We start from the raw sequence: 22,584 nt of genomic DNA, 5'->3' as shown, positions 1-22,584 counted from the left end.
CCCTACGACGCCGGCTGTGCTGCAGGCTTCGGTGCCTGCGGCACACCGTCGGCCGTCAGCTCCGCAACCAGGGGGTCCCTCAGCTCGAACTTCTTGATCTTGGTGCCCGACATCGGCCAGGACGTCACGAAGCGCACGTAGCGCGGCACCTTGTAGGTCGCGACCCGACCGATGCAGTACGCGATGATCTCCGCCTCGGTGGCCTCGGCGCCCGGCTCGAGCTCGACGAAGGCGGCAGGCACCTCGTCGTAGCGTGCGTCCGGGACGCCCACGACCTGGACGACCCGGACCGCGGGGTGCGTCGCGAGGAAGTCCTCGATCTCGATCGCCGCGACGTTCTCGCCACCGACCTTGAGCATGTCCTTGATCCGGCCGCCGTACAGCAGGTGACCGGTCTCCTCGATGCAGGCGCGGTCGCCGGAGTGGAAGAAGCCGTCCTCGTCGAACACCTGGGCGGTGAGCTCGGGGTCCTTGTAGTAGCCCTCGAAGCACGAGTAGCCGCGGAAGCACAGCTCGCCCATGACGCCCGGCGGGACCTCGAGACCCGTCTCGGGATCGACGATCTTCACCTCCATGCCGTCGACCACCGGGCCGAGCGTGCGCAGGCGCAGGTCCGGGCTGTCGAACTCCAGCCCCATGGTCAGGTTGGTCGCGCACTCGGTGGAGCCGTACGACGTGACGTGGCTGGCCCAGGGCATCTGCGCCGCGAACTGCTCCATGCGCTCGGGCGTGTGGATGTTCTGCACGAGCCGGACGTGCTGCAGCTCCTCCGGCACGTACTCCTCGTGGTCGACCAGGCCCAGCCAGATCGCCTCGAAGGCGGGGTACAGCACCGTGCAGCGCTCGGCCTTGATCATCCGCAGCGAGGGCCCCGGCTCGAAGAACCCCGGGTGGCAGAACTTGGCGCCGACCGAGAACACGCCGAGCATCGGCACGATGCCGCCGCAGTGGAACAGGGGCAGCGGATCCCACAAGGCGTCCTCACGCGTGAGGTTGAACCGCGTGCGGGCGACCTTCTCGCCCTGACGGACCACGGCCTCGTGGGTCAGCAGGCAGCCCTTGGGGCGGGCGGTGGTGCCCGACGTGTACATCAGGATGCCGATGTCGCGCAGCCGGACACTGGCCTGCACCCGCTTGACGTCCGCGACGGGCACCGCGGCGGCGAGCAGGTCGTCGCGGGTCAGGAACCCCCCGCGCGGCGACTCCCCCATGTCGACCACGGTCGCCTCGGCCATGCCGCCCTCGGAGATCACGGTGGCCAGCAGGCCCGGGAAGTCCGTCGCCCCGGACGGATCCCCGGACGTCAGCATCACGGAGATCTCCGCGTGATCGATGACGTAGGAGGCCTCGTGCGCCTTGAACCGCGCATTGACCGGCACGATGACGGCCGCGATCTTCGCGATCGCGAAGATCGACACGACGAAGTCAACCGAGTTGGGCATGAGGATGCCGACCCGGTCGCCACGCTTGACGCCGAGGCCGAGAAGTCCGGCGGCGACCTGGTCGCTCGCGTCGGACAGCTCGCGGTAGGTCAGTCGGCGATCACCCATCACCAACGCGATCCCGTCGTTGCGATCGGCCTCCTGGTCGAGGCGGTCTCCGATGGTTGTTGCGTTGATCCACATGCTGCGGTCCTCCATGACGTGTGTTCTGGGTTGACGTGGGTGCTGCTCAGGGCGTGCGTGACGCCGTTCCCTCGCGGGCCGCGCGCAGCTGGCGCTGGACCAGGACCCGGTTGCTGATCGCGTCGAGATCGGTCAGCTCGCCGTCCGCCAGACGGGCGAAGGCGCCGATCGCGGTCGTCACCGGCACGCCGGGATCTCCCGCGTCGGGCAGGCCGCCGCGGTAGGTCCCGGCGATCGTGGCGTTGAAGGCCACGCGGGCCCCCTCCACCACGAAGGCGTTCAGGACGACGGAGGTCACCTCGATGCGCGGCTGTGTCGACCCGCTGGAGCCGGCGTCGACCGCACCCTCGGCCGGCGGCCAGGACGTGAGCCTGCCGAGCCACTGCTGCAGCGCGACCTCGGCCTGCTCACGCCGGGTGTCGTCCGCCGGCTCGTGGGCCGACCACGGATCCAGCGCGACGGGGCGCACCGGCTCCGCCTCGCCGACGGCGAGCTGGTGGCGGCGCCCGAAGTGGTCCTGCTCGACCCAGCACTCGGCCAGGAGGCCGTTCTCCGCGCGGTAGATGCTGACACCACGCCACGCCGCACCGTGGCCGGGCGACCGTTCGGCGTGACCGTGCTCACTGAACAGCAGGGCAGTTCTAGTACCGTCCGTGATCAGCTCGTGGATGCTGAACCCGAGGCCAGGGAACTGCGCCATCTGGTGCAGCACGGCGGGGAGGTACTGGTCGTCGCGCCCGACGAGGGTGTCGCTGCCCATGTGGAGCCGGTAGTCGGCGGCCATGATCGAGCGGGCGGCGTCCGGGTCCTGGGCGTTCACGAAGCCGTGGACGTACCGCCTCATCAGGTCCAGCATCGCCGCTCCCCACTCTCCTTGTCACATGACTCAGGTCACAGTAACCTACCAAACGAGCGGTAGACAAGATGCCGCATGTCGGACGCAGACAGGATGGCCATGAAGCTCGCGAGTTTGTTCAGCCCGCTCACCGCGGGACAGGTGACACTGCCCAACCGCATCGTGATGGCCGCGATGTCGACGGGCCTGGCCGACGAGCGGGGCTGGATCACCGACGCGCAGATCGCGTACTACGCCGAGCGCGCCCGCGGCGGCGTGGGGCTGGTGGTCGTCGAGTTCGCCTGCGTCGCGAGCCGGTTCGGCATCTCCGAGAAGACCCAGGTGACCCTGGACGACGACGGGGCGGTTCCCGGCCACGCCCGGCTGGTGGCGGCGATCAAGGCCGAGGGGGCGGTGGCCGGCCTCCAGCTCCAGATGCCGGGTCAGTTCGCCGCACCCCGCCCCGGACTGGTGCCCATCGCCCCCAGCGACGTGCGGTCCAGGCGCGACGGGTCCCTCCGGGCCCGCGGCCTGGGCCAGGACGAGGTCGAGGACGTCGTGGCGAGCTTCGCCCGGGCCGCGGCACGTGCCGTCACGGCGGGGTACGACGTGATCGAGCTGCACGGCGCCCACGGCTACCTGCTGCACGCCTTCATGTCGCCGGCCATGAACCACCGGGACGACGCCTGGGGCGGCGACCTCGATCGTCGGCTCGCGTTCCCGCGCGCCGTCATCTCCGCGGTCAAGGCCGAGATCGGCGACCGGCCTCTGCTCTACCGCCTGTCGGCCGAGGACTACATGGCCGGTGGCCTGTCGATCGAGGACATGGTCGCGATCGCTCCCCTGCTCGTCGCCGCGGGCGTCGACGGCATCGACGTGTCCACCGGCTCGATCGCCGGATCGCTCGAACGCACCATCGACCCCATGTCCCGGGAGGGGTGGCGCTTCGACCTCGCCCGCCGCATCAAGGAGGCCGTCGAGGTCCCCGTCGCCGGCATCGGGACCAGGTGGCCCGAGACCGCGGAGGCGGCGCTCGAGGCCGGCGACGTCGACCTGATCGCCCTGGGCCGGCCGCTGCTGGCCGATCCCGCATGGGCTGCGAAGGCGCGGGGTGACCTGACCGCACCCATCCGTCCGTGCACGAGCTGCAACTGGTGCGCGGACCGCGTGTTCAAGCACGAGGCGACCGGCTGCGCCGAGAATCCCCGGGCAGGCCGCGAGCTGGTCCCCCTCATCACCGGGGACGTCGGCCGCGGACGGCGGATCGTCGTCGTGGGTGGCGGACCCGGCGGGATGGCCGCCGCGATCCAGGCGGACTCCGTCGGGTTCGACGTGATCCTGTTCGAGCGCGCCGCGTCGCTGGGTGGCGGGCTGATCGCCTCCGCGGCTCCGCCGGACAAGCAGAACCTGCTGTGGTACCGGGACTACCTCGTCGAGAGGCTGCAGTCCTCGGCCGTGGACATCCGCCTCGGGGTCGAGGCCACCGCTGACCTGATCGTCGACCTCGACCCGTTCGCGGTCATCCAGGCGCAGGGCACGACCTCGCTCGAGCACGGCATCCCCGGCGACGACGGGCCCACGGTCCACTCGGCGTACGACCTCCTGCTCGGCGACGAATCGGTGGTCGCGGCGTTGCCGGGCCCCGCCGTCGTCTACGGCGGCGGTGAGACCGGCTGCGAGACCGCCGAGCTGCTCGCGGTCCACGGCCTGGACGTCGCACTGGTGACCCGGTCGCGCGACGGCGAGCTCTCCCGCGCCGCCGAGCCGCTGTACCGCAAGGTCCTGCTGGGGCGGCTGCGTGCCAATCCGCGCATCACGCTGCTGGCCGAGACGCACCTGACCGCCATCGGTCCGTCCGACGTCGGGCTCACGTCCGCCGGCGAGAGCCGCCGTGTCCCCGCCGCGACGGTGGTCCTGGCGCAGGGCCGACGCAGCAACACCGGCCTGCACGCCGAGCTCACCACCCTGGGACGTCGGTGCGTCCTGATCGGCGACGCGGCCGGGATCGCGCGCATCGGCGAGGCCGTGCACCAGGCCCATGCGGCCGTCCGGGATCTCGCGGGGACGAACGCGGAGCCGGCGCCGGCCTGAGCGCACCGCCCGCGCATGCCAGGACCGCGGGAGGCGAGCCTCCCGCGGTCCTGGTCGTGCTCAGCTCAGGTCGTCGCTCACTCGTACACGATGACGCCGCGCAGGTTGCGACCTTCCGACATGTCGGTGTAGCCCTGGTTGATCTCCTCCAGGGTGTACGTGCGGGTGACCAGCTCGTCCAGCTTCAGCGCGCCGGACCGGTAGAGGTCGAGCAGCTTGGGCACCTCGACCCGCGCGTTGCACGATCCGTACAGCGCACCCTGGATCCGCTTGCCCGACATCGTCAGGTCGAGCAGGTTCATGTTGACCTGCGTCTGCATGGCGGGAGCGGCAGCCGTGACGACCAGCGTGCCGGCCTTGCGCGTCAGCTCGAGGCACGGCGCGATCAGGTCGCCGTAGGCGACACCCGTGGTGAGGATGACGCGGTCGGCCATGACCCCGTTGGTCAGGTCCCGCACGAGGGCGATGCCCTTGTCGAAGTCCTCCACCGCGTGGGTCGCGCCGAGCTGCTCGGCCATGTCGCGCTTGAACGCGACGGGATCGATCGCCACGATCGTCCTCGCGCCGGCGTGCCGTGCACCCTGCACCGCGTTGATGCCCACACCGCCCGTGCCCACCACGACGACGGTGTCGCCGACGCCCGTCTCGGCCGAGTTGACGGCCGAGCCCCAGCCGGTCGGGACGCCGCAGCCGACGAGGGCCGCCTTCTCCAGGGGGATGTCCTTGTCGATCTTGATGACACCGCTGACCGGTGCCACGACGTACGGCGAGAACGTGCCCAGGAAGGACATCGCGCCGACCGGCTGGCCACCGGAGTGGATGCGGTTCGTGCCGTCGGGCGCGAAGCCGCTGAGCACGCCGGCACCGACGTCGCACAGGTTGCCCATGCCGGAGGAGCACCACCGGCAGACGCCACAGGAGGGCAGGAAGGTCGTGACGACGTGGTCGCCGACCTTGAGGTCGTGCACCTCGGGCCCGACCTCCTGGATGACGCCGGCGCCCTCGTGCCCGCCCAGCACGGGCTTGTACGGCAGCGGGATGTCGCCGGTGTCGAGGTGGGCGTCGGAGTGGCACAGTCCCGAGGCGGTCAGCTTGATGAGGACCTCTGCGCGCTTCGGCGGGTCGATCTCGATGTCCGAGATCGTCCACCCGGAGTTGGTCCCGGGCTCCCACAGCAGAGCACCCTTGGTGTGAATCGTCATGCGTTTGCCTCCTGGCCGAAGTTGATCATCTTGGTCTCGAGATATCCGGCGAGGCCCTCGGGCCCGCCTTCACGTCCGATGCCGGACTCCTTGAATCCGCCGAACGGCTGCGTCACGCACATGCCGGCGTTGTTGACGTACATCTGGCCCGTCCGCACCTCACGGGCCACGCGGGTCGTGATGGCCTCGTCGTTCGAGTAGACGGCGCCGGCCAGCCCGTAGGGCGAGTCGTTCGCGATCGCGATGGCGTCGTCGATGCCGTCGTACGCGATGAGCGTGATGACCGGGCCGAAGATCTCCTCGCGCGCGATCCGCATGTCGTTGGTGACGTCGGTGAACAGCGTCGGCTCGAAGTAGAAGCCGTCGTCGAGCCCGGCAGGACGCCCTCCGCCCACGGCCACGGTGGCACCTTCCTGACGGCCGATCTCGACGTACTCCTCGACGCGGTCGCGCTGACGCTCCATCGCGAGGGGGCCGAGGGCCGTGCTGGGGTCGAAGGGATCGCCGACCGTGATCGAGCCCAGCGCGGCGGTGATGGCCTCGACGTACTCGGCCTGACGCTCGCGGGGGACGAGGATGCGCGTGATGGCCGCGCAGACCTGCCCCGTGTGGCCGATCCCGGCCGGCACGAGCGTGGGGATGACGTCGGCCGGATCGATGTCCGGCGCGACGATGGCGGCGGACTTGCCGCCCAGCTCGAGCGTCACGCGGGTGATGCTCTCGCCGCACAGGCTCGCGATCCGCTTGCCCGCGGCGGTGCTTCCGGTGAAGGCGATCTTGTCGATGCCCGGGTGGGTGACCAGGTGCTCGCCGACCTCGCGGCCGCCCGGCACGATGTTGACGACGCCGGCCGGCAGCCCCGCGGCCTCGATGCACTCGGCGAGGATGAACGTCGTCAGCGGGCCCTCGGGCGCCGGCTTCAGGACGACCGTGCAGCCTGCCGCCAGGGCCGGGCCGAGCTTCCAGGTCGCGGCGGCGATCGGACCGTTCCACGGAATGATCGCGCCGACGACTCCGACGGGCTCCCGCACGATGTGGACCCGGTCGCCACCGTCCTCACGGACCTCGACGAACGACGTCGTCTCGTGCATCGCGGCGAACTGACGCAGCATGGTGACCGAGAGCGCGTGGAATCCCGTCCCGACCGCCAGGGGCGCCCCGACCTCGTGGGCGAAGGTCTCGGCGAGCTCCGGGATGCGCTTCTCGATCTCGTCGGCCAGCCGCGAGAGCGCCGCGCCCCGATCGGCGGGAGTCGTGTCGCGCCACGGACCGTTGAACGCGGCACGAGCCGCGGCGACTGCCTTGTCGATGTCGGCCTCGGTCGCGTCCGGGATGTGAGCGATCACGGCGCCGGTGCTGGGCGAGATCACATCGGTGCGTCCGGATCCGGTGGAGTCGACCCACTCGCCGCCGATGAAGAGCTGATCAAAGCTCCTCACGGCAGAGGCTGAGGTAGTTGTCGTCACGACTGTGTCCCTTCGATGCTGTCGGTTTGCTGGTGCCGACCGAACGTAACCTGGGTCACAGTCGACGACTTGTCCCTGCGTGCACGGGTCGTTGCACATCCGCGCTCCCTCTTGCCCGCTCCCACTTCCCTCTGGACGACGACGGGCTTAGGGTGGGGTGAATCATACAATCGGTTGGTAGACGGAGGTGTCCACGATGGTCCCTTCCACCACGCCGGGAACGCGCCCCGCCCCCGCCTCGCCCGCAGCACCACGAACGACTCGGACGAGTACCGCTCGATGCTGGCCGCGGCGGACCTCTCGCTGGACGTCTCCCCGCGCACGAGCGGGAAGTTCCACGGATCGGTCCAGGCGTATGCCATCGACGGCCTGGCGATCATGCGGGTCAGCTCGGTCGAGCAGGACGTGGCACGGACGCACCCCATGATCGGCAGCTTCCCGACCGAGGTGCTCAAGGTGCTGATCGAGCGCGAGGGCAGCGCCGGCATCCGCCAGCACGAGCGGGAGGGGATCCTCTCTCCCGGCTGCTTGACGATCTACGACACGACGCGTCCCTACGACGTGCGCCAGTTCGCTCCCTTCGTCGCGGATGCCGTGCTGATCCCGCGCGACCGGCTGCCGATCCGCAACGACGTGCTGGCGACGCTGCAACGCACGCCCCTCTCGGCCACCACGGGCGCCGGCGCCATCTTCGACTCCTACCTGACCCAGCTGTGGGACCGCTTGCCCGAGTGCTCCGCCCCGGCGACGTCACGACTGCTGTCGGTCCTGGTCGAGCTGCTCGCCGCGGCCGTCGTCGACGTCGCCCCGGAGCCTTTGTCGGACCACGCGCGTCAGGTCACCGTCATGACCTGGATCGGCATGCACCTCAGCGATCCGGACCTCAGCCCGCCGGCCGTGGCGGCGGCAACGGGGCTCTCCCTGCGCTATCTGCACCGACTGTTCGCCGAGACCGGCGTGACCGTCGCGGGGTACATCCGTTCCGAGCGGCTGCGACACATCAAGCGTGACCTGGAGAACCCCCACCTGCGGCACCGGACGATCGCGGCGATCGGGGCCCAGTGGGGCATCCCGGACCCCGCTCACCTGTCGCGCCTGTTCAGGTCGGCGTTCGGCTTGTCACCCCGCGACGTCCGGCACCTCGCCTGAACGAGGTGCTCGGAACGCCGGGGTGACGGTCAGAAGTACTGGGCTCCGCCGTCCACGCTCAGGTGCTCTGCCGTGATGAAGCTCGAGTCGTCCGAGGCCAGGAAGGCGACAGCCGCCGCGATCTCCTCGGGCTCGGCCGCGTACTGCGGGACGAAGGGCGTTCCCATCGCGTTGAGCGGCGGGTTCGTCTCGCCTGCGCGCTCGAGCTCCGCGCGCATGTCCCCCGAGCCCATGGGGGTGTTGACGCCGCCGGGGTGGATGCTGTTGACCCGGATCCGGTGCCGGCCCAGCTCGGCGGCGAACGCCCGGGTCATCCCCGTCACGGCGTGCTTGCTGGTCGTGTAGCTGACCATGAACGGCTGCACCTTCTTGCCCGCGTACGAGCTGATGAGGATGACCGAGCCGCCACCCCTCGCCACCAGGTGCTGGGCCGAGACCATGACGGTGTTCCAGACGCCGGTGACATTGATGTCCATGGTGTCCTTGAAGATCTGCGGGGTCACCTCGTCCCAGGCGGCCGGGATGCAGATGCCGGCGTTCGCCACCACGATGTCGAGACCGCCCAGCTCCGCCACCGCACCGTCCAGGAAGTCACGCATGCCGTCGAGGTCGCGCACGTCACCCACGGACGCGATGATGCGTCGGCCCTCCGCCTCCACGAGCCTGACGGTTTCGTCGAGGTCAGCCGGGGTCGCCGACTCGTAGGGCACTCCGGGCAGGGGCCCGGCCAGGTCGAGGGCGATGATGTCGGCACCCTCGGACGCGAGACGCACCGCGTGGGAACGACCCTGTCCTCGTGCCGCGCCGGTGATGAATGCGATCTTGCCGCTGAGCCGAGCCATGGGTCCTCCGAGGTGAGTGTGTGGTGCGCCACGCCCATACTGGCACTGCGCGCCACAATGCGTCGATGGGCCTGACGTTTCGACGGACACGCCGACAGCGTGTTGGTCAAAACGTCAGGCCCAGCGGCCGAGCGTGGTCGGGTGGCGTCAGGCGCGCTTCTGGCTGATCGCGTAGAGCGCGATGCCTGCGGCGACGCCGGCGTTGAGCGACTCCAGGCCCGTCGACATGGGGATCGACACGATCTCGTCGCAGGTCTCCCCGACCAGACGGGACAGGCCCTTGCCCTCGCTGCCGATGACGACGACCAGCGGTCCGTCGATCATCTGCGACTCGGCGATGTCGACCGTGCCGTCCGCGGCCAGGCCGATGACCATGCAGCCGTCGTCCTGGAACTGCTTGAGCGTGCGGGTGATGTTGGTGACCCGGGCAACCGGCACCCGGGCTGCGGCACCGGCGGACGTCTTCCAGGCGGCGGCCGTGATCTGCGCGGCGCGGCGCTCGGGGATGACGACGCCGTGGGCGCCGAAGCCCGAGGCGGACCGGATGATCGCGCCGAGGTTGCGGGGATCGGTGATGCCGTCCAGGACAAGGATCAGGGCGGGCTCGTCGCGCTCGGCGGCGAGGTCCATCAGGTCCTGCGGGGCGGCGTACTCGTACGCGTTGAGCTTCGCGGCGATGCCCTGGTGGACCGCTCCGCCGGTGAGCTTGTCCAGCTCGATGCGGCCGATCTCCAGCAGGCTCACGTGCTGCTCGGCGGCGAGCTTGAAGATCTCGCGGACCTTCTCGTCGCGGTCCGTGCCCTCGGCGACGTACAGCGCGTGCACCGGCACGGTCGCCTTGAGCAGCTCCAGGACGGAGTTGCGTCCGGCGACCCACTCGGCCGCCTCGCCCTGCTTGCGCTTGGGACGCGCGGCCTCGCGCTTGGCGGTCGCGTTCTTCATCTTGTAGAGCTTGTGGTTGGGACGGTCCTCCGCGCGGGGGGTCGGGCCCTTGCCCTCGAGTCCCTGACGGCGGCGGCCGCCGGATCCGGCAGTGGGGTTGCCCTTACCGGTCTTCTTGATGGCGCCCTTGCGCTTGCTGTTGCCCGGCATGTCTTAGCTACCCTTCACGGACCAGCGCGCACCCTGCGGCGTGTCCTCGATCTCGATGCCCGCGGCCGTGAGCTGGTCGCGCACCCGGTCGGCGGTGGCGAAGTCCTTGGCCGCGCGTGCCTGCTGGCGCTGCTCGAGGAGCCCCTCGACGAGGGAGTCGATCACCTGCGCATAGGCCGCATCGTCACCCCCACGATCCCACGTCGGGGACAGTGGGTCCAAACCGAGCACGTCGAGCATCGTCCGTACGTCCGCCAGAGCGGCGGTCAGCTCGGCCGAGGCGCCCGCGCCGAGCAGCTGGTTGCCCTCGGTCACCCGACCCTGCAGCGCGGCGAGCGCGGCCGGCACCGAGAGGTCGTCGTCCATCGCGCCGGCGAACGCAGCGGGCACCTCGCCCAGCCCACCGGGCCCCACGAGCCCGGCCGCGCGCCGCACGAATCCCTCGATGCGGTCGAACGCCGTCGCGGCCTCGGCCAGCGACTCCTCGGAGAACTCCACGATCGAGCGGTAGTGCGAGGCAGCGAGGTAGTAGCGCAGCGCGATGGGGCGCACCCGCTTGACGACCTCGCTGACCATCAACGTGTTCCCGACCGACTTCGACATCTTGGCGCCGGCCAGGTTGAGCATCGCGTTGTGCATCCAGAAGCGCGCGAACGGCTGGCCCGCGGCCCGCGACTGGGCGAGCTCGTTCTCGTGGTGCGGGAAGCGCAGGTCGATGCCGCCGCCGTGGATGTCGAACTCGGGGCCGAGGTACTTCGCGGCCATCGCCGAGCACTCCAGGTGCCAACCGGGACGGCCACGCCCCCACGGCGTCGCCCAGGAGGCGGACTCGGGATCTCCGGCCTTGTGTCCCTTCCACAGCGCGAAGTCACGCCCGTCCCGCTTGCCCTCGGCAGGCGCGTCCTCCGCGGGCAGCATGTCGTCGATGTTCTGGTTGGACAGCTCGCCGTACGCGGGCCACGACCGGACGTCGAAGTAGACGTCGCCGGAACCGTCCTCGGCGGCGTACGCGTGACCGCGCTCGATCAGCGTCTGCATGAGCTCGATCATCTCCGGCACGACGCCGGTCGCCCGCGGCTCGTACGTCGGCGGGGTGCAGCCCAGCACCTCGTAGGCCGCGTGGAGGGCGCGCTCGTTCTCGTACGCCACGGCGAACCACGGGCGGTCCTGCTCGACGCCCTTGGCCAGGATCTTGTCGTCGATGTCGGTCACGTTGGCGACGATCGTGACCTCGACGCCCGAGCGCTCGAGCCAGCGCCGCAGGACGTCGAAGACGACCTCCTTGCGGATGTGGCCGATGTGCGGCGGACCCTGCACCGTCAGCCCGCAGTGATAGATCGAGACCCGTCCGGGGACGACCGGGACGAGCTCGCGAATCTGCCGGGTTGCGCTGTCATACAGGTGAAATGCCACAGCCCAACCCTATCGGCTCCCGCCACGCCTCCTCACCGCCTGCGCAGAAGGTTCTCTGCCACATCAGCCCCACGAGTCACATTCGTCACCTAGCATGGGCAGATGCGTCGCCATCTTCCCCTCCTCGTCGCCGCGGTCCTCGGCCTCACCCTGCTGCCGGGCGCCCCCGCCACCGCCGCCTCCGACAAGGCCGCCTTCGCCCGGTGGACCACCACCCGTGACTTCACCAAGGGCTCCTCGTACGGTCTCGCCGCCGCCAAGGGCAAGATGACCCTCGGCAAGGGCACCACGAAGCTGCGCTACGACGACCCGTTGGTCTCGGGCGGCGCCAAGACGTACGACCGCGGCTACTGGAAGGGCCCGTGGAAGAAGACCGGGTTCGCCGCCACCAGCCTGCTCCCGTCGTGGAGCATCACGACGCCGGGCAAGACGTGGGCGCGCATCGACGTCCGGGTCCGCAAGGGCTCGACCGTCGGCAGCTGGGACACCGTCGCCCGCTGGGCCGACAACACCTCGAGCGTCAAGCGCTCCTCGTACTCCTCGCAGGCCGACGACCTCGCGAAGGTCTCCACCGACACGGTGCTGGCCAACCCGGGCAAGTCGTTCGACCAGTGGCAGGTGCGGGTGATGCTCCTCAAGCCGAAGGGCACGAAGACCAGCCCCACGCTGCACGCGGTCAACGGCGTCGCCTCGACCTACACCGCCCGCAACCTCAAGAGCGCGAGCAGCACGACGATGACCGCGACCCGGGACCTCGCCGTGCCGATGTCGTCGCAGATGATCCACCGCGGCGAGTTCCCCCAGTACGGCGGCGGTGGCGAGGCGTGGTGCTCCCCCACGTCGACGTCGATGATCATGCGTTTCTTCGGCAAGGGTCCGACCAAGGCCGATTACACGTGGTCGAAGCACGCCGACTCGTTCGTCGACCACGCCGCCCGCTACACGTTCGACCACAAGTACAACGGCACCGGGAACTGGCCGTTCAACACCGCGTACGCCGCGCGCTACTCGCTCGACACGTTCGTCACCCGGCTGCACACGCTGCGGGACGCCGAGGCGTTCATCAAGGCGGGCATCCCTCTGGTGGCGTCGGTCGCCTTCGGCCGCGGCGAGCTCACCGGCGCCCCCATCTCGTCGACCCCTGGCCACCTCCTGGTGATCCGTGGGTTCACGTCGACCGGGCAGGTCATCGTGAACGACCCGGCCGGGTCCACCAACGCGTCCGTGCGCCGCACGTACTCGCGCGCCCAGTTCGAGAAGGCCTGGCTGCGCGGCAGCGGCGGCGTGGTCTACGTCATCCGGCCCACCAGCAAGGCGCTGCCGAAGGACACCGCCCGCTGGTGATCCCCGCCGGGAGCCGCCGTCAGCCGACGACGACGTCCACCTTGTCGTAGCCGGTCGCACCGTCGGGCAGGACGCCTGCCCGCTCGGCCGTCTGCGGCACGCCGTCCTTGCCGATCGCCCGGACCTGCAGCGTGTGATCGCCCTTCGGCGCGTCCCACGCGAGGGACCACTGCACCCACGTGTCGTCGTTGGGCACTGCGCCCAGGGAGGCTGACCGCCACGGCCCGTCGTCGATGCGCACCTCGACGGCCGCGACGCCCACGTGCTGGGCCCACGCGACACCCGCGACGGTGACCGGTCCGGCGTCGATCGAGTCGCCGGACTGCGGGACGTCGATCCGGGACTGGATCTTCACCGGTCCGCGCTCGCCCCACCCCCGCTTGGTCCAGAACGCCTGGAAGTCCGCGAAACGGGTGACCTCCCAGTCCGTGACCCACTTCGTCGCCGAGACGTAGCCGTACAGCCCGGGCACCACCTGCCGCACCGGGAAGCCGTGCACGACGGGCAGCGGCTCGCCGTCCATCGTCAGCGCCAGGAGTGCGGGACGGCCGTCGGTCAGCGCAGCGAGCGGGGTGCCGCACGTCCAGCCGTCCTCGGACGTCGACAGGAGGGCGTCCGCGCCGTCCTGGACGCCGACCTCGTCGAGCAGGTCCTTGATCGGGACGCCTCCCCAGACGGTGTTGCCGATCAGGTCGCCACCGACCTCGTTGGACACGCACGCGATCGTGATCCACGCCTGCGTGAGGCCACGGTCGACGAGGTCCTGGTAGGTCAGCGTCATCTCCCGGTCGACCATCCCGTGGATCCGCAGGCTCCAGTCGGCCGGGTCGATCAGGGGCGGGCTGAGGGTCGTGTCGATGCGGTAGAAGTCGCGGTTCGGGGTCAGCCACGGCTGCTGGCCGGGCACGCCGAGCCCGGTGCCGGCCGGTGCCGCCACCCGGCCCACCGGCAGGTCCAGGGACGCGCGCGCCGCCTCGATCTCCCGTCGACGACGATGCCGCGCGCCGAGCACCTGCCCGGCCCCGCCCACCACGACCGTCGCGAGCGCGACGAGACCCGCGCGCACCAGGAACGTCCGCCGCGACTGGCCGCCCGCGGTCCCGGCCTCGGCCGCGGGCCGCAGCAGCAGCTCGAGCACGGCCACGACAGCGGCACCTGCGCCGACGCACGTGAGCACGCCCGCGGTCGAGGCATGGGGACGGGACAGGACGGACACCACCGCGAGGACGACCGGCACGGCGACCAGGAGCCACGCCACGAGGCGCCGGCTCCGCCACCACCGGCCCGCGAGGGCGCCGAGCAGGATGATCGCGACGACGACGCCCGTGACGGCCAGCGGCTTGTCGCGGGTGCCGACAGCGTCGATCACGGCGTGGGCGACCGGGCCGGGGGTGACGTCGATGACCGACTGCCCGACCGACAGCACGGGCGACTCCCGCAGGTCCAGCACGGCAGCGAGGCCCTCGCTCACGGCGAGGCCGGCCAGGGCGGCCAGCGCACCGGCAGCGAGCATGACGCGAGATCTCACCGCCCCATCCTCGCGCGAGGGCACCAAGCTCGCCGTGCGAACTGGCATGATCAACGGGTGACTTCCGCGCGCATCGGCATCGGCACCGACGTCCACCGGCTCGTCGAGGGCCGACCGATGTGGCTGGCCGGGCTGCAGTGGCCGGACGAGTCCCACGGCCTGGAGGGGCACTCCGACGGCGACTGCGTCTCGCACGCGATCGTCGACGCGGTGCTGGGCGCGGCCGGCATCGGCGACATCGGCAGCCACTTCGGCACCGGCGACCCCCAGTGGGCCGGGGCGGCGGGCGTCGACTTCCTGAGCGAGACGGCTCGGCGGCTGCGCGAGGCCGGCTGGGTCGTCGGCAACGTCTCGGTGCAGGTCATCGGCAACCGTCCGAAGATCGGTACGCGCCGCGAGCAGGCGCAGCAGGTCCTGGGCGAGGCACTCGGTGCCCCGGTCGGCCTCTCCGCCACCACGACCGACGGTCTCGGCCTGACCGGCCGCGGCGAGGGCATCGCGGCGATCGCCACGGCGCTCGTCGTCCCCCTCTGACGCCGCGGGAACGACACAGCCCCCGGCTCCAGGAGGAACCGGGGGCTGTGAGGCGGGATCAGCTCAGGAGGCGAGGACCTCGTCGAGACGGGTCTCGGCCTTGTCCTCGTTCGTCTTCTCGGCCAGTGCGAGCTCGGAGACGAGGATCTGACGTGCCTTGGACAGCATGCGCTTCTCGCCGGCCGACAGTCCACGCTCGTGGTCGCGGCGCCACAGGTCGCGGACGACCTCGGCCACCTTCAGGACGTCACCGGAGTGCAGCTTCTCGAGGTTGGCCTTGTAGCGGCGCGACCAGTTGGTCGGCTCCTCGACGTGCTCGGCACGCAGGACTCCGAAAACCCGCTCGAGACCGGCCTCGTCAACGACATCGCGGACACCGACGAGATCGAGGTTGCACGCCGGGACGCGAACCACCAGATCGTTCTGCGAGACGATGCGCAGCACGAGGTAATCACGCTCCTCGCCCTTGATCGTCCGGGTCTCGATGTCCTCGATGACTGCAGCGCCGTGATTGGGATAGACAACGGTTTCGCCGACAGTAAAAGTCATAGAGAAAACACCCTTCGTAGAGTTCAAGAATACCACGAAGAGCCGACAAAGACCCCTGCAGTTTCAGGGCATGGGTGCCATAGCAGACGCCATGTCCACAGGTCAAAGGCAATTCCACCGACCGTCTCCGATACCATTGCCGAGGACTCTGTGCCCCCCGCATCGACCAACTGAAAGAGTGATCTGGTGAGCTCTGCACGACGTCGCCCCCTGGCTGCCGCCTCCCTTGCCGCGGTGATGACCCTCGGCCTCGCCGGATGCGGGACGGGCTTCGGCGCCCAGACGAACCAGCAGTACCAGCCCGGCGTGGGCGCGAACGTCCGCGGCGACGTCGACTCGATGAACACGCTCCTCGTGGCCAACCCCGACGGGTCGGCGACGCTGTCTGCTGCCCTGCAGAACAACCTCGACGAGGACCAGGACCTGAGCTCGGTCAGCGTCACGACGCTGGACGACAAGGAGCTGCAGGTCACCGCCCCCGACGAGCAGCTTCCGCTGAAGCCGGGATACCTGACGACCCTCGGCGGCGACGACCCGGCCGGCGTGTACGTGGTCGACAAGGACGTCCCCTCGGGCATCTACGTCAAGATCACGCTGAGCTTCAGCGACTCGTCCCCCGTGACGATCGAGGCTCCGGTCGTGGACCGCACCACCGAGTACGCCAGCGTGGTCGAGGGTCCCGACGAGACGCCGGCGGAGAAGGAAAGCACCTCCAAGAGCACCTCCGACGAGGACTCCACCGAGCCCACGTCCACCGAGCCCACCCCGACCGAGGACACGGCCACCGAGGGCGCCGAGTAGCGCTGAGGCGCTTCTCGCCCACCTCTGACACCTGCCCCCGGGACGGACGAAACCCCCGCTGCGGCAGGCAGCAGGGGCTCCGGAAGGGGCCGTCCGGTCTCAGGTCAGCTGACCCGTGACCAGGTACACGACCCGGCGCGCCATCGAGACCGCGTGGTCACCGATGCGCTCGTAGTAGCGGCCCAGCAGGGCCACGTCGACGGCCGGCTCGACGCCGTAGTCCCAGGAGTCCCCGAGCAGCGAGCGGAACAGGTCCTTGCGGAGCAGGTCCATCTCGTCGTCCTCGGCCTCGAGCTGCGCGGCCTTGGCCACGTCCCGGTTGGCGACGATGCGCGACGCCGAGTCGATCATCGAGTCCGCGACAGCGGCCATCGACAGGATCGTCGGGTGCAGGTGCTCGGGCACCGCTGACTCGGGCATGCGCCGCCTGGCGATCTTCGCGACGTGCACGGACAGGTCGCCCATCCGCTGCAGGTCGGCCAACATGCGCAGCGTGGCGATCAGCTGCCGCAAGTCGGTCGCGACGGGCTGCTGCGTCGCGAGGAGGAGCAGGGTCCGCTCCTCGACGGTCTCGGTGGCCTCGTCGACGTCCTTGTCGCCGGCGATGACCGACTCCGCGATCTGGCCGTCGGCCTCGAGCAGAGCCTTGGTCGCGTCGGCGACGGCACGCCGCACCGTGCCGGTCAGGTCCACCAGGTCGTCGACGATGGCATCGAGCTGTTCGTAATACTGATCGCGCATGCCAGTCACCGTAGGGAGCCGGGGTGAACGGACGGCGACCGTCGGTGAACGGGGCATGAACGCCAGCGGAAAGGCCCGTCGCACCCGCGTCCGCGGTGCGGTTCCTTGCGGGGGCGCCCCTATCCTCATGGTGTGGACACCAGCGCGGGAGTGGCGATCGCCGGAGCGATCGGCGCGGTCATCGGCGCCATGATCACGTACCTATGGCGCTTCAGCGAAAGGCAGCAACAGACGGTGAACGAGCCGACCCCCGTGGTTCCGCCCGGCGCAGAGCTGGTGCTGTCGGTGCTGTCGTCCTCCGCGGTCCTGATCGACTCGTCCGACACCGTCGTCCAGGCCTCCGCGCCCGCGTTCGCGATGGGGATCATCAACGACGACCGGCTCGAGCCCGCGGAGCTGATGAGCCTGGTGCGGCAGGTGCGTCGCGACGGCCAGGTCCGCGAGGCCGACATCTCGCTCCAGCCCCGGCGCGGCACGACCGCCCACATCCATGCGAGGGTCGCTCCCCTGACGTCCCGGCTCATCCTCGTCCTCGCCGACGACCGCACGCGCGAGCAGCGGGTCGAGTCGATCCGCCGCGACTTCGTCGCGAACGTCAGCCACGAGCTCAAGACCCCCGTCGGCGCCCTGAACCTGCTGGCCGAGGCGGTCGGCGAGGCCAAGGACGACCCGGACGCCGTCGTGCGCTTCTCCAGCCGCATGCACCTCGAGAGCGAGCGCCTGACCCGCCTCGTGCAGCAGATCATCGACCTGTCCCGTCTGCAGAACGACGTCCTCAGCGACGAGGCGACGACGGTCAAGGTCGGCGAGCTGGTGAGCGAGGCCTGCGAGCACTCCGCGACCGACGCCGAGCACAAGGACATCGACATCGTCGCGTCCGTCGAGCCCGACCTGTTCGTCCACGGCGACCGGGCCCAGCTGCACGCCGCGGTCAGCAACCTGGTGGAGAACGCCGTGACGTACAGCCCGGAGGGCTCACGGGTCACGGTCAGCGCACAGCGGGACGGCCAGGACGTCCGGCTGACCGTGACCGACAACGGCATCGGCATCCCCGGCGAGGAGCTCGACCGGATCTTCGAGCGGTTCTACCGCGTCGATCCCGCACGAGCGCGCGCCACCGGCGGCACGGGTCTTGGCCTGTCGATCGTCAAGCACGTCGCCGCCAGCAACGGCGGGTCCGTCGAGGTGTGGAGCGAGCCTGGTCTCGGCTCGTCGTTCACCCTCGTGCTGCCCGCCCACCACCACGACATCGAAGACACCGAAGAGGAGCAGGCGTGACGAAGGTACTGGTCGTCGAGGACGAGGCGAGCTACAGCGAGGCGCTGTCGTACGTCCTGCGCAAGGAGGGGTTCGACGTCGCCATCGCGGAGACCGGGCCCGACGCGCTGACCGAGTTCGACCGCGGCGGGGCGGACATCGTCCTGCTCGACCTCATGCTGCCGGGACTGTCCGGCACCGAGGTCTGCCGCGCGCTGCGCCAGGTCTCGTCCGTCCCGATCATCATGGTCAGCGCCAAGGACACCGAGGTGGACAAGGTCGTCGGGCTCGAGCTCGGCGCCGACGACTACGTCACCAAGCCGTACTCACCGCGCGAGCTCGTGGCGCGCATCCGCGCGGTGCTGCGCCGCGGGATGACCGACGACGTCGACGACCACGCGTCCCTCGAGGCAGGACGGGTGCGCATGGACGTCGACCGTCACCTCGTCACGATCGACGGCGAGGTCGCGAAGTTCCCGCTCAAGGAGTTCGAGCTGCTGGAGTACTTCCTGCGCAACCCCGGACGCGTGCTCACCCGCGGCCAACTCATCGACCGGGTCTGGGGCGCGGACTACGTCGGCGACACCAAGACCCTCGACGTCCACGTCAAGCGCCTGCGCGCCAAGATCGAGCCCGATCCGGCGAACCCCACGACCCTCACGACGGTGCGGGGCCTGGGCTACAAGTACGACTCCTAGCCCCACCGCCCGGTGAGGGGAGACCCCCGTCCGGTGAGGGGAGACTCCCGTCCCGTGAGGGGAGAGTTGGCGCCGACGATCTACTCCGCAACTCTCCCCTCGGCGGGCGCAACCCTCCCGTCGGCGGGCGCAACTCTCCCGTCGGCGTTCAGCGTCCCTGGTTGGCGACCGCGGCGATCGCTGCCTCGGCCGCGGCCGGGTCGAGGTACTGCCCGCCCTTCACGGTGGGCTTGAGGTCGGCGTCGAGGTCGTAGACGAGCGGGATGCCGGTGGGGATGTTGAGGCCCACGACGGCTTCCTCGCTCAGGCCGTCGAGGTGCTTGACGAGCGCGCGCAACGAGTTGCCGTGCGCCGTGACGAGCACCGTCCGGTGATCGAGCAGGTCCGGCACGATCGAGTCGTACCAGTACGGCAGCATCCGGTCCAGGACGTCGGCCAGGCACTCCGTGCGCGGCAGGAGCTCGTCGGGCAGGGCCGCGTAGCGCGGGTCCTCGGCCTGGCTGAACTCGTCGTCGTCGGCGAGCGGCGGCGGCGGGACGTCGTACGAGCGACGCCACGTCATGAACTGCTCCTCGCCGTACTGCTCGAGGGTCGCCTTCTTGTCCTTGCCCTGCAGCGCACCGTAGTGCCGCTCGTTGAGCCGCCAGGACCGCTTGACCGGGATCCAGTGGCGGTCGACGCCGTCGAGCACGATCTGCGAGGTGCGGATCGCGCGGCGCAGCAGGGACGTGTGCGAGACGTCGGGCAGCAGGCCTGCGTCGGCCAGCATGGTGGCGCCCTTGCCGGCCTCCTCGACGCCCTGCTCGTTGAGGTCGACGTCGACCCAGCCGGTGAAGAGGTTCTTGGCGTTCCACTCGCTGTGACCGTGGCGCAGGAGGATCAGAGTGCTCATGCCTCCGAGCCTATTGCGTCATCCCCTCATTCGGGCGACGGGTCGGTCCCTTTCCAGTCCGTGTAGATCTGGTGCAGCGCCTGCACGTAGTCGTTCTGCGACTGGATGCCCGCGAGCGTCCACTGCTGCTCGACCACGACGTACGGCAGCTGGACGATGCCCAGCGCCTTGCCCGTCTCGACCTGCTTGCGGACCTCCTCGGCGTACTCGGTGCTGGCGAGGAGCGCCTCGGCGGTCTCCAGGTCCAGTCCCACGAGGGCCGCGCGGGTGGCCAGTGCGAAGGGGTCACCGATGTCGGCGCCCTCCAGGAAGTGACCGCGCCACAGCTGGTGGGCGAGGTCGCGCTGGAAGCCGGGGCCGGACTCGTCGGCCCAGGTGAGCAACCGCCACGCGTCGAAGGAGTTGGCCTCGATCGCCTCCTCGAAGTTGAGGTCGATCCCCGTGATGCGGGCGGCCGCGGTGACCTGCGCGTTGACGAGGTCGACCTTGTCGCGGTCCCCGAGCCTCTCCTCGAGCGCGTCGAGGAGCAGGCGGCCGTCGCTCGGCACGTCGGGCTCGACCTGGAACGCCCGGTAGGTGAGCTCGACGGGCTCCCCCGTCAGGATCGAGAACATCGCGGCGGCGCGCTCGAAGCGCGTCGATCCGATGTAGGCCCACGGGTCCGTCACGTCGGCGAAAACGATGACCTTCACGGGGCCCACGCTACGCGAGTCGCGGCGCGGGCACGCCTAGGGCTTGAGGTGCTTGAACGCGTCGAGGTTGCGCGTGGACTCCCCGCGCGACTCGCGCCACTCCCACTCCTTGCGGATGGACGAGGCGAACCCGAGCTCGAGGATCGTGTTGAACGACTCGTCGGCGTACGTCAGCACGGCGCCCAGCACCCGGTCGAGCTCGTCGGCCGTGACGGCACTGAGAGGCAGGCGGCCGTCGAGGTAGATGTCGCCGGCGGCGTCCACCGCGAACGCGACGCCGAACATCTTGAGGTTGCGCTCGAGCAGCCACCGGTAGACGACCTGGTGGTTCTCGTCGGGGTTGCGGGCGACGAACGCGTGGATCCCGAGGGAGTGCTTGCCGACCTCGAGCCGGCACGTCGTCTGCAGCTTCCGCTCGCCGGGCAGGGTGACCTCGAACGTCCCCGGCCGGTGCTCGGTGTAGACGAGCTCGGACGCGTCCAGCGTCTCGACGATGGTGTCGCGGACTGCGGTGTCGGTCATACGAGGGACTCCCTGTGGGTCGTGACGGCCTGGTCGTACACCGCGAGCGTACGGTCCGCCGTGACGTCCCAGCCGAATCCCTCGGCGTGACGGACGGCCTTCTGGCTCATCGCCTCCCGCAGGTCGGGGTCGGTCAGCAGCCGGTGCAGGGCCGTGGCGTAGTCAGCGGGGTCGTGCCCGTCGATGAGCACGCCGGTCACACCGTCAGCGACGGCCGTCGTCAGGCCGCCGACCCGGGCGGCCACGACGGGCGTGCCGCAGGCCTGGGCCTCGATCGCGACGAGACCGAACGACTCGTTGTGGGAGGGGACGCAGACCACGGACGCGGCGGCGTACCAGTCGGCGAGCTCGCGCTGGCCGACCGTCGGGACGAACTGCACGACGTCGTCGAGACCCAGCTCGACGCCGAGGTCCGCCAGCGCCGTGGGGTGCTGGAGACCCGATCCGGACGCTCCGCCGACGACGACGACCGCGAGCCGCTCCCGCAGCGCGGGGTCGCGCTCCAGCATGACCGCGGCGGCCTTCAGCACGACGTCGGGCGCCTTGAGCGGCTGGATGCGTCCCGCGAACAGCACGAGTGCGGCGTCGTCCGGGACGCCCAGACGGCGGCGCGCCTCGGCCTGGCGACCGGGGCTGAACACCTGGACGTCGACGCCGGGATGGACGACCGCCACACGCTCGGGATCGGCGTCGTACAGCTCGATGAGCTCGCGGCGCTCCTCCGCGGTGTTGGCGATGAGGCGGTCGGCCAGCCGGACGATCTCCTCCTCACCGCGGATGCGGCCGATCGGCTCGGCGGCGTCCCCCTCGGCCAGCATCGCGTTCTTGACCTTCGCCATCGTGTGCATCGTGTGCACGAGCGGCACGTTCCACCGCTCCCGCGCGACGGTGCCGACCTGGCCCGACAGCCAGTAGTGCGAGTGGACGAGGTCGAAGTGCCCCGGCTCGTTCTCGACCTCGGCGCGCAGCACGTCTCGGACGAACGAGCACAGCTGGGACGGCAGGTCGTTCTTCTCCAGTCCCTCGAACGGGCCGGCCGCCACGTGGTGGACCGTGATGCCGGGCTCGGGGACGTGCACGGCCGGCTGGTGACGGGACGTCGCGCGGGTGAAGATCTCGACCTCGATGCCGCGGGCGGCGAGCTGTCGGGACAGCTCGATCACGTACACGTTCATGCCGCCGGCGTCCCCGTCTCCGGGCTGCTCGAGCGGCGAGGTGTGCGCCGAGAGCATCGCAATTCGCTGGAGCATGTGCACCCGCCTTTCAGATCCATCGTCCCATCCACCCCACGGCCCGCCACCCGCAGTGGTG

General features: G+C 70.3%; 21 protein-coding genes. 7 read left to right on the top strand and 14 right to left on the bottom strand.

Going from position 1 to position 22,584, the window contains the following annotated elements; genetic code table 11:
• Positions 1 to 2 precede the first annotated feature (2 nt).
• Positions 3 to 1,625 (bottom strand): AMP-binding protein, encoded by a 1,623-nt coding sequence (locus tag C3E78_RS02880; protein WP_159085793.1) that lies wholly within the window; start codon positions 1,623 to 1,625, stop codon positions 3 to 5.
• Between the two features lie 46 nt (positions 1,626 to 1,671).
• A complete protein-coding gene (locus tag C3E78_RS02875; protein ID WP_159085792.1) occupies positions 1,672 to 2,469 on the bottom strand; it encodes an ester cyclase in 798 nt (265 codons plus the stop codon).
• A gap of 111 nt (positions 2,470 to 2,580) precedes the next feature.
• On the opposite strand from C3E78_RS02875, the gene C3E78_RS02870 reads away from it, so the two are divergent.
• Entirely contained in the window at positions 2,581 to 4,551 is a 1,971-nt protein-coding gene (locus C3E78_RS02870; RefSeq protein ID WP_108576892.1) for an oxidoreductase, read from the top strand.
• A gap of 77 nt (positions 4,552 to 4,628) precedes the next feature.
• Here C3E78_RS02870 and C3E78_RS02865 read toward each other — a convergent pair whose 3' ends face one another.
• Together C3E78_RS02865 and C3E78_RS02860 are read right to left on the bottom strand one after the other, a co-directional pair.
• Positions 4,629 to 5,753: an NDMA-dependent alcohol dehydrogenase gene (locus tag C3E78_RS02865; RefSeq protein WP_235833754.1), complete on the bottom strand. Its 1,125-nt coding sequence runs from the start codon at positions 5,751 to 5,753 to the stop codon at positions 4,629 to 4,631.
• The gene (locus C3E78_RS02860) at positions 5,750 to 7,192 is read right to left on the bottom strand and encodes an aldehyde dehydrogenase (RefSeq protein ID WP_235833753.1); all 1,443 of its coding nucleotides are present in this window, start codon (positions 7,190 to 7,192) and stop codon (positions 5,750 to 5,752) included. The genes C3E78_RS02865 and C3E78_RS02860 overlap by 4 nt, the downstream gene beginning before the upstream one ends.
• Positions 7,193 to 7,393: 201 nt before the next feature.
• Here C3E78_RS02860 and C3E78_RS18170 point away from each other — a divergent pair, with 201 nt between their 5' ends.
• Positions 7,394 to 8,368 (top strand): AraC-like ligand-binding domain-containing protein, encoded by a 975-nt coding sequence (locus C3E78_RS18170; RefSeq protein WP_159085791.1) that lies wholly within the window; start codon positions 7,394 to 7,396, stop codon positions 8,366 to 8,368.
• A gap of 29 nt (positions 8,369 to 8,397) precedes the next feature.
• On the opposite strand, the gene C3E78_RS02845 is transcribed toward C3E78_RS18170, so the two are convergent.
• From C3E78_RS02845 to cysS, 3 genes are all read right to left on the bottom strand, one after another.
• Positions 8,398 to 9,210: a mycofactocin-coupled SDR family oxidoreductase gene (locus tag C3E78_RS02845; protein ID WP_108576890.1), complete on the bottom strand. Its 813-nt coding sequence runs from the start codon at positions 9,208 to 9,210 to the stop codon at positions 8,398 to 8,400.
• A gap of 147 nt (positions 9,211 to 9,357) precedes the next feature.
• The gene (gene rlmB / locus C3E78_RS02840) at positions 9,358 to 10,302 is read right to left on the bottom strand and encodes a 23S rRNA (guanosine(2251)-2'-O)-methyltransferase RlmB (RefSeq protein ID WP_108576889.1); all 945 of its coding nucleotides are present in this window, start codon (positions 10,300 to 10,302) and stop codon (positions 9,358 to 9,360) included.
• Between the two features lie 3 nt (positions 10,303 to 10,305).
• Positions 10,306 to 11,715 (bottom strand): cysteine--tRNA ligase, encoded by a 1,410-nt coding sequence (gene cysS, locus C3E78_RS02835; protein WP_108576888.1) that lies wholly within the window; start codon positions 11,713 to 11,715, stop codon positions 10,306 to 10,308.
• Positions 11,716 to 11,817: 102 nt separating this feature from the next.
• Here cysS and C3E78_RS02830 point away from each other — a divergent pair, with 102 nt between their 5' ends.
• Positions 11,818 to 13,059 (top strand): peptidase C39 family protein, encoded by a 1,242-nt coding sequence (locus tag C3E78_RS02830; protein WP_108576887.1) that lies wholly within the window; start codon positions 11,818 to 11,820, stop codon positions 13,057 to 13,059.
• A 19-nt stretch (positions 13,060 to 13,078) separates the two neighbouring features.
• Here the strand turns inward: C3E78_RS02830 and C3E78_RS02825 are convergent, their stop codons facing one another.
• On the bottom strand, positions 13,079 to 14,587 hold the full coding sequence (locus tag C3E78_RS02825) for a molybdopterin-dependent oxidoreductase (protein WP_235833752.1): 1,509 nt from the start codon (positions 14,585 to 14,587) through the stop codon (positions 13,079 to 13,081).
• Between the two features lie 57 nt (positions 14,588 to 14,644).
• Here C3E78_RS02825 and ispF point away from each other — a divergent pair, with 57 nt between their 5' ends.
• Positions 14,645 to 15,121, top strand: coding sequence for a 2-C-methyl-D-erythritol 2,4-cyclodiphosphate synthase (ispF, locus tag C3E78_RS02820; protein ID WP_199906918.1), 477 nt, complete (start codon positions 14,645 to 14,647; stop codon positions 15,119 to 15,121).
• A gap of 63 nt (positions 15,122 to 15,184) precedes the next feature.
• Here ispF and C3E78_RS02815 read toward each other — a convergent pair whose 3' ends face one another.
• A complete protein-coding gene (locus C3E78_RS02815) occupies positions 15,185 to 15,670 on the bottom strand; it encodes a CarD family transcriptional regulator (RefSeq protein WP_108576885.1) in 486 nt (161 codons plus the stop codon).
• 186 nt (positions 15,671 to 15,856) lie between these two features.
• On the opposite strand from C3E78_RS02815, the gene C3E78_RS02810 reads away from it, so the two are divergent.
• Entirely contained in the window at positions 15,857 to 16,471 is a 615-nt protein-coding gene (locus tag C3E78_RS02810) for a hypothetical protein (protein ID WP_135804913.1), read from the top strand.
• A gap of 99 nt (positions 16,472 to 16,570) precedes the next feature.
• Here C3E78_RS02810 and phoU read toward each other — a convergent pair whose 3' ends face one another.
• A complete protein-coding gene (gene phoU / locus C3E78_RS02805) occupies positions 16,571 to 17,212 on the bottom strand; it encodes a phosphate signaling complex protein PhoU (protein WP_108576883.1) in 642 nt (213 codons plus the stop codon).
• A gap of 132 nt (positions 17,213 to 17,344) precedes the next feature.
• On the opposite strand from phoU, the gene C3E78_RS02800 reads away from it, so the two are divergent.
• Positions 17,345 to 18,490, top strand: coding sequence for a sensor histidine kinase (locus tag C3E78_RS02800; RefSeq protein ID WP_108576882.1), 1,146 nt, complete (start codon positions 17,345 to 17,347; stop codon positions 18,488 to 18,490).
• Positions 18,487 to 19,167, top strand: coding sequence for a response regulator transcription factor (locus tag C3E78_RS02795; RefSeq protein WP_108576881.1), 681 nt, complete (start codon positions 18,487 to 18,489; stop codon positions 19,165 to 19,167). The genes C3E78_RS02800 and C3E78_RS02795 overlap by 4 nt, the downstream gene beginning before the upstream one ends.
• A gap of 148 nt (positions 19,168 to 19,315) precedes the next feature.
• Here C3E78_RS02795 and C3E78_RS02790 read toward each other — a convergent pair whose 3' ends face one another.
• The 4 genes from C3E78_RS02790 to mshA are packed head-to-tail and all read right to left on the bottom strand — an operon-like array spanning position 19,316 to position 22,523.
• Positions 19,316 to 20,059, bottom strand: coding sequence for a phosphoglyceromutase (locus tag C3E78_RS02790; RefSeq protein WP_108576880.1), 744 nt, complete (start codon positions 20,057 to 20,059; stop codon positions 19,316 to 19,318).
• A 26-nt stretch (positions 20,060 to 20,085) separates the two neighbouring features.
• Positions 20,086 to 20,751, bottom strand: coding sequence for a DsbA family oxidoreductase (locus tag C3E78_RS02785; protein WP_159085790.1), 666 nt, complete (start codon positions 20,749 to 20,751; stop codon positions 20,086 to 20,088).
• A gap of 36 nt (positions 20,752 to 20,787) precedes the next feature.
• Entirely contained in the window at positions 20,788 to 21,273 is a 486-nt protein-coding gene (locus C3E78_RS02780; protein ID WP_108576878.1) for a type III secretion system chaperone family protein, read from the bottom strand.
• On the bottom strand, positions 21,270 to 22,523 hold the full coding sequence (gene mshA / locus C3E78_RS02775; RefSeq protein WP_108576877.1) for a D-inositol-3-phosphate glycosyltransferase: 1,254 nt from the start codon (positions 22,521 to 22,523) through the stop codon (positions 21,270 to 21,272). Before mshA ends, C3E78_RS02780 begins: the two co-directional genes overlap by 4 nt.
• Positions 22,524 to 22,584: the final 61 nt, after the last annotated feature.

Origin of the sequence: Aeromicrobium chenweiae (genome assembly GCF_003065605.1) — a bacterium.
Lineage (GTDB): Bacteria > Actinomycetota > Actinomycetes > Propionibacteriales > Nocardioidaceae > Aeromicrobium > Aeromicrobium chenweiae.
The sequence above is the reverse complement of the archived record's forward strand: the minus strand, read 5'-3'. Positions and strand labels throughout refer to the sequence as shown.